A 6726-nucleotide genomic window follows, 5' to 3' on the forward strand; every position below is an offset into this window, starting at 1 on the left:
CCCGGCCGGCACGCCGCCGCGATCCGCGCCGGCACCGCCGCCTTCAGCGCGCGCGGCGGCGCCGCGCCGGCCGGCGCGGGCGCTTTCGCCCACGGCGCGGCGGACCTGGCGCGCGTGCCCGCGCGCGGCGAGTCCGCGGGCTGGATCACGCGCACCGCGCTGTGCGTGGAGGTGCGCCATCCCAGCCGCGCGGCCGGCCCCAAGGCCGAGCTGGCGGCCGCCGGCGACAAGCGCGGCATGCTCTACGTCTTCATGCCGCCGCTGACGGTGCTGGAGGACTACCTGGAACTGCTGGCCGCGGTCGAGTCCACCGCCGCCGCGCTGGGCGTGAAGATCGTGCTCGAAGGCTATCCGCCGCCGCGCGACGCGCGCCTGAAGCTGCTGCAGGTCACGCCCGACCCCGGCGTGATCGAGGTCAACATCCATCCCGCCGCCAACTGGGACGAGCTGGTCGACCATACCGAATACCTCTACCAGGCCGCGCACGAGACCTACCTGAGCAGCGAGAAGTTCATGGTCGACGGCCGCCACACCGGCACCGGCGGCGGCAACCACTTCGTGCTGGGCGGCGCCACGCCGGCCGACAGCCCGTTCCTGCGCCGCCCGGACGTGCTGGCCAGCCTGATCGCGTACTGGCACAACCATCCCTCGCTGTCCTACCTGTTCTCGGGCCTGTTCATCGGCCCGACCAGCCAGGCGCCGCGCGTGGACGAGGCGCGCAACGACCAGCTCTACGAGCTGGAGATCGCCTTCGCCGAGCTGCAGCACCAGCTCGACCGCCTGGGCAGCACGCAGGGCGGCATCGGCGGCGGCGCCTACATGCCGCCGTGGCTGGTGGACCGCACGCTGCGCAACATCCTGATCGACGTCACCGGCAACACGCACCGCAGCGAGTTCTGCATCGACAAGCTCTACTCGCCCGACGGCCCCACCGGGCGCCTGGGCCTGCTGGAGCTGCGCGCGTTCGAGATGCCGCCGCACGCGCGCATGAGCCTGGTGCAGCAGCTGCTGCTGCGCGCGCTGGTGGCGCGCTTCTGGCGCCAGCCGTACCGCACGCGCCTGACGCGCTGGGGCACCGAGCTGCACGACCGCTTCCTGCTCGGCACCTTCGTGCAGATGGATTTCGACGACGTGCTCAGCGAGATGCGCGAGGCCGGCTTCGCCTTCGACAACGCCTGGTTCGCCCCGCACTTCGAGTTCCGCTTCCCGCGCGTGGGCGAGCTGTCCGCCGGCGGGCTGCACCTGACGCTGCGCAGCGCGCTCGAGCCCTGGCACGTGATGGGCGAGGAAGGCAGCGCCGGCGGCACGGTGCGCTACGTGGACTCGTCGCTCGAGCGCCTCGAGGTGCGCGTGCTGGGCATGAACGAGAGCCGCCACGTGGTCACGGTCAACGGCCGCGCGGTGCCGCTGCAGCCCACCGGGCGGGCCGGCGAGTACGTGGCCGGGGTGCGCTACCGCGCCTGGGCGCCGCCGTCTGCGCTCCACCCCACCATCGGCGTGCACGCACCGTTGACATTCGACGTAGTGGACAGCTGGATGGGGCGCAGCATCGGCGGATGCCGGTATCATGTCTCGCATCCGGGCGGGCGCAACTACGAAACCTTCCCGGTCAATGCCTACGAGGCCGAGAGCCGGCGGCTGGCGCGCTTCTTCACGCTCGGCCACACGCCGGGCGCGATGCGCGTCGAGACGCCGGCGCGCAGCCTCGAGTTTCCGTTCACGCTGGACCTGCGGCAACGCTGATCCGCCTTGCCGCCGAGCTTCGCCCCGTGCCTTTGCAGCCCTCACTGCCCTTCGACGAATCCGCGCCCGCCGCCGAGGCGGCCATGCGCCGCGCGCGCGCGGTGCCGCCCGGGCACCTGGACGAGCTCGGCGCGGGCGCGGGCGGGCTGCGCGAGCCGTGGGCGGGCTTCTTCCAGGTGCTGGGCGAGGACGGCATCGGCGCGCTCGGCCAGCAGGCCGCCGCGATGGCGCGCCAGATCCGCGACAACGGCGTGACCTACAACGTCTACGCCGACAACGGCGGCGCGCGCGCCTGGGCGCTGGACCTGCTGCCGTTCATGGTGGCCGAGGAGGACTGGCTGCAGATCGAGCGCGGCGTGATCCAGCGCGCCACCCTGGCCAACGCCGTGGTGGCCGACATCTACGGCCCGCAGACGCTGCTGGCCAAGGGCCTGCTGCCGGCCGGGCTGGTCTTCGGCCATCCCGGCTACCTGCGCCCGCTCAAGGGCTACCAGCCGCCGGACGGCAATTTCCTGCATATCGTCGCGGTCGACCTCGCGCACACCGCCGAGGGCGGCTGGACCGTGATGGCGCACCGCACCGAGACGCCTTCCGGCATGGGCTACGCGCTGGAGAACCGGCTCATCATCTCCAGCCTGTTCGCCGACGCCTTCCGCGAACTGCGCGTGCGGCGCCTGCCGGCCGCCTTCGCGCAACTGGTGGCCACGCTGGCGCAACTGCCCGCGGGCCGCCTGTCCGGCCCGGCCGGCGTGCCCGGTGCGCCGCCGCCGCGCGCGGCCGACGCCAGCGCCGCCGCGGCGGCCGCCGGCAAGCACATCGTGCTGCTGACCCCCGGCCCCTACAACGAGACCTATTTCGAGCACACCTTCCTGGCGCGCTACCTCGGCATCACGCTGGTCGAGGGCAAGGACCTGACGGTGCGCAACGACGTGGTCTACCTCAAGACGCTGGCCGGGCTGGAGCGCGTGGACGTGATCCTGCGCCGGCTCGACGACGCCTACTGCGACCCGGTCGAGCTGCGCCAGGACTCCACGCTGGGCGTGCCCGGGCTGCTGCAGGCGATGCGCGCGGGCAACGTGCTGGTCTCCAACGTGCCCGGCTCGGGTTTCCTGGAGACGCCCGCCATCCACGGCTTCCTGCCGGCCATCGCGCGCGAGCTGCTGGGCGAGCCGCTGCTGCTGCCCGGCGTGCCGAGCTGGTGGTGCGGCGAGGACTCGGCGCGCGCGCAGGCGCTCGACCAGCTCGGCGAGGCCTTCCTGATGCCGACCTACCCGCGCGGCATGGCGCAGCCGTGGGAAGGGCCGCGCCTGGGCATGGAGCGCGGCCTGCAGCGGCTGGCCGACTGGCGCGAGCGCATCGGGCAGGTGCCCGACCTGTTCACCATCCAGGCCGACCTGCCGCTGTCGCACGCGCCGCGCTGGGAAGGCCCGCAGATCGGCTCGCGCGCGGCCATGCTGCGCGTCTACGCGATCGCCGACGGGCGCGGCGGCTGGCAGGTCATGCCGGGCGGCTTCACGCGGCTGGCCGGCGAGGGCCAGCCGGCGGTGTCGATGCAACTGGGCGGCTCCAGCGTCGATACCTGGGTGCTGTCGAGCCAGCCGCCGCACGGGCCGGCGCTGGCGGCCTCGACCACGCTGGGCGGGGCCGGGCCGGGGCCGGTCGCCAAGCCGCTGGCGGTGTCGAGCCGCGCCGCCGAGAACCTGTTCTGGGCCGGCCGCTACGCCGAGCGCGCCGAGAACAACGTGCGCCTGTGCCGGCTGGTGCTGGGCTCGATCGAAAGCAGCGACGAGCGCGACGACAGCGTGCTCGACGTGATCGGCGAGCTGACGCAGGCCTGCGGCCTGCTGCCGCCCGGCGCGCCGCAGCCGCGCGCCTCGCTGCGCGTGTTCGAGCGCAGCCTGGTGGCGGCGCTGGCCGAGAGCGCCGGCTGGACCAGCGTGGGCCAGAACCTGGCCAGCCACGTGCACGCCGCCACCGAGATCCGCAACCGCCTGTCCAACGACCACTGGCGCACCATCCTGGCCGCGCGCAACGATTTCGGCGACGCGATGGCGGCGGCCTGCACCGGCGCGTCCGGCAGCGGCGACTGCGGCTACTACGACCGCCCGCGCGTGCTGGCCGCGCTCGACCACCTCGGCATGCAGCTCGCCGCCATCAGCGGCGCCCAGGGCGACCGCATGATGCGCGACGAAGCCTGGCGCCTGCTGTTCATCGGCCGCCATATCGAGCGCGTGGGCACGCTGTCGACCTTCCTCGAAGTCTTCACGCGGCATGGCGCGCTCATGCACCGCAGCGGCTTCGACCTGCTGCTGCACCTGTTCGACAGCACGCTCACCTTCCGCGCGCTCTATCCGGGGCGCACCGACATGCCCGCACTCATCGAGCAGATCGTGATCGAACCCACCAACCCGCGCGGGCTCTACGGCCTGCTGGCGCGGCTGCGCGTCAAGCTCGGCCAGATCACGCCGCCGGCCAGCCCGGCCGGCGGCGGCCGCGCGCCGCTGCCGCAGTGGCTGCCCGCGGTGGAGACGCTGCCCGGCTGGGAAGCACTATGCGAGCGCGACGGGCGCGGCCAATACACCAATCTGGTGCAATTGTGCGACCGCCTGGGCGGCCTGATGGCGCAGCTCTCCGACGAGATCAGCGCGCGCTACTTCAGCCATGCCGGCGTGGCCGGCGTGCGGGTGCGGCCATGAGCGCGCCGGCGACGGGGCTGGCGGGCGGCGCGGCGGAGCGTCCCGTGGACGAGGCAGGGGCCGGAATCGGAGCCGGGGCCAAGATCGGGACCGAAGCCGACAACGACGCGGTGGCCGGCCCGGCGGGCGCGGCGGCCATCGCCGCGGTGCCTGCCCCGGCGCCCGCCGCGGCCTTGCTCACGGTCCACCACAAGACCACCTACACCTACTCCGCGCCGGTGGAGAACGCCCAGCAGCGCGCCGTGGTGTGGCCGGTGGCGTGCCCGTGGCAGACCGTGCTGTCGCACAGCGCGTGGGTCGACCCCGAGCCGTCGCACCAGCATGCCGGCACCGACGCCTTCGGCAACCACGTGCTGTATTTCACCATCGACGTGCCGCACGACTTCATGCAGCTGTGCTGCGAGAGCACGGTGCGCGTGATGCCGCGCTGGGACGCGCTCGATCCCGCCGCCAGCATGCCGTGGGAAGACGCCGTGGCGGCGCTGCGCTTTCGCGCCGGCCAGCCGTTCCGGGCGCAGAGCGAGTTCTGCTTCGCCTCGCCCAACGTGGCGCTGCACCCGGACCTCAAGGCCTACGCGCTGGCCAGCTTCGGGCCCGGCGTGCCGGTGGTGGCTGGCGCCATCGACCTGATGCACCGCATCCACGCCGACTTCGAATACGAGACCGATGCCACCGAGGTGGACACCCCCGCGCTGAAGGCGTTCGCGCTGCGCAGCGGCGTGTGCCAGGACTTCGCCCAGGTCATGATCGGCTGCCTGCGCTCGCTCGGCCTGGCCGCGCGCTACGTCAGCGGCTACCTGCGCACCGAGCCGCCGCCGGGCCAGCCGCGCCTGATCGGCGCCGACGCCTCGCACGCGTGGCTGTCGGTGTACTGTCCGCTGGCCGGCTGGGTCGACCTCGATCCGACCAACGACGTGCTGGCCGACACCGGCCACGTGACGCTGGCGTTCGGGCGCGACTACAGCGACGTCTCGCTGCTGCGCGGGGTCATCGTGGGCGGCGGCGCGCATACCGTCGAGGTGGAGGTAAGCGTGCTGCCGCTGGCGTAGCCGGCGCGCGCTGCGCCGGCGGCACGGCTGGCAAGCCAATTGCTTGCGCATTGCAGGGGTTGCCGAAAAAGAAGGGGAATCAATATGCTGAGCCGCACCGCCGACCACCTGTTCTGGATGGCCCGCTACACCGAGCGCGCCGAGAACACCGCGCGCATGCTCGACGTCAACCACCAGACCGCGCTGCTGCCGCAGTCGCGCGACGCATCCCGGCAGGGCTGGCTGGCCATGCTCGACGCGACCGAGCTCACCCCGGTCTTCGCCGAGCACCACGGCACCGTGGTGCACGAGGAAGTGCTCGACTTCATGGTGCGCGACCTGAGCCATCCGGCCTCGATCATGTCCTGCCTGCGCGCCGCCCGCGAAAACGCCCGCGCCGTGCGCGGCGCGCTGACCACGCCGCTGTGGGAAACCATCAACACCACCTGGCTCGACGTGCAGCAGATGATCGCCGACGGCATCCTGCGGCACGATCCCGCGCAGTTCTTCGAGTGGGTCAAGTTCCGCTCCCACCTCACGCGCGGCGTGGAAGCCGGCACCATGCTCAAGGACGAGGCCTACTGCTTCATGCGCCTGGGCACCTTCCTGGAGCGCGCCGACAACACCGCGCGGCTGCTCGACGTCAAGTTCCAGTCCACCGACCTCGACCGCCAGCAGGACGACTTCTACCAGTGGGCCGCGGTGCTGCGCTCGGTCTCCGGGTTCGAGATGTACCGCAAGGTCTACCGCGCGGCGGTCACGCCCGAGCGCGTGGCCGAACTGCTGATCGTGCATCCCGACATGCCGCGCTCGCTCGCGGCCAGCCTGCGGGAGGTGGTGGCGCTGCTGGCGCAGGTGCGCAATGGCGCTTCAGCGGAGACTGAGCGGCGTGCGGGGAAGCTGCATGCCGAGCTCAAGTTTGCGCGGATCGAGGATATTTTTTCTGTGGGGATTCATGGGTGGCTGGGGGATTTTTTGCGGAGGGTGCATGAGGTGGGGAGTGGGGTTAGTCATAGTTTTTTGATGCGGGGGTAGTAGGGTTTTGTGCTTCGGCTTTAAAGGTCGCTTCGACTTCAAAGTCAACGGCTTTAAAGGCCTTAACATCAAAGTCAAAGGCTTTCGCTCCCCCGGAGCGACCTACTTTCTTTTCCCCGAAAAGAAAGTAGGCAAAGAAAGCGGGCTGCCTGGCCGGCAGGGGCAGAGCCGAACAGGGCTTCTTGGATTGGTGGTTTCGTGGTGGGGGTGGTGGTTCTGCTGGG

5 protein-coding genes are annotated in these 6726 nt (G+C 71.8%); 4 read left to right on the plus strand and 1 reads right to left on the minus strand.

Going from position 1 to position 6726, the window contains the following annotated elements; all coding sequences use genetic code 11:
• From K206_RS0127920 to K206_RS0127935, 4 genes are all read left to right on the plus strand, one after another.
• Positions 1-1743 (plus strand): transglutaminase family protein (locus K206_RS0127920; protein ID WP_020205670.1); only part of this gene is annotated, 1743 nt, incomplete at its 5' end.
• Between the two features lie 26 nt (positions 1744-1769).
• On the plus strand, positions 1770-4439 hold the full coding sequence (locus K206_RS0127925) for a circularly permuted type 2 ATP-grasp protein (protein ID WP_029044172.1): 2670 nt from the start codon (positions 1770-1772) through the stop codon (positions 4437-4439).
• Positions 4436-5488: a transglutaminase family protein gene (locus K206_RS0127930; RefSeq protein WP_020205672.1), complete on the plus strand. Its 1053-nt coding sequence runs from the start codon at positions 4436-4438 to the stop codon at positions 5486-5488. The genes K206_RS0127925 and K206_RS0127930 overlap by 4 nt, the downstream gene beginning before the upstream one ends.
• An 84-nt stretch (positions 5489-5572) precedes the next feature.
• Entirely contained in the window at positions 5573-6502 is a 930-nt protein-coding gene (locus K206_RS0127935; RefSeq protein ID WP_020205673.1) for an alpha-E domain-containing protein, read from the plus strand.
• On the opposite strand, the gene K206_RS44410 is transcribed toward K206_RS0127935, so the two are convergent.
• Positions 6474-6726, minus strand: a 253-nt coding sequence (locus K206_RS44410; protein ID WP_231401698.1) for a hypothetical protein, incomplete at its 5' end; no start/stop codon positions are given. The genes K206_RS0127935 and K206_RS44410 overlap by 29 nt on opposite strands.

The organism is Cupriavidus sp. WS (assembly GCF_000395345.1).
GTDB classification, from domain to species: Bacteria; Pseudomonadota; Gammaproteobacteria; order Burkholderiales; family Burkholderiaceae; genus Cupriavidus; species Cupriavidus basilensis_B.

What these genes read in the sequence shown, in the direction of transcription:
- K206_RS0127935 (WP_020205673.1), top strand. Translation starts at nt 5,573, where the DNA reads ATGCTGAGCCGCACCGCCGACCACCTGTTCTGGATGGCCCGCTACACC.
- K206_RS0127930 (WP_020205672.1), top strand. Translation starts at nt 4,436, where the DNA reads ATGAGCGCGCCGGCGACGGGGCTGGCGGGCGGCGCGGCGGAGCGTCCC.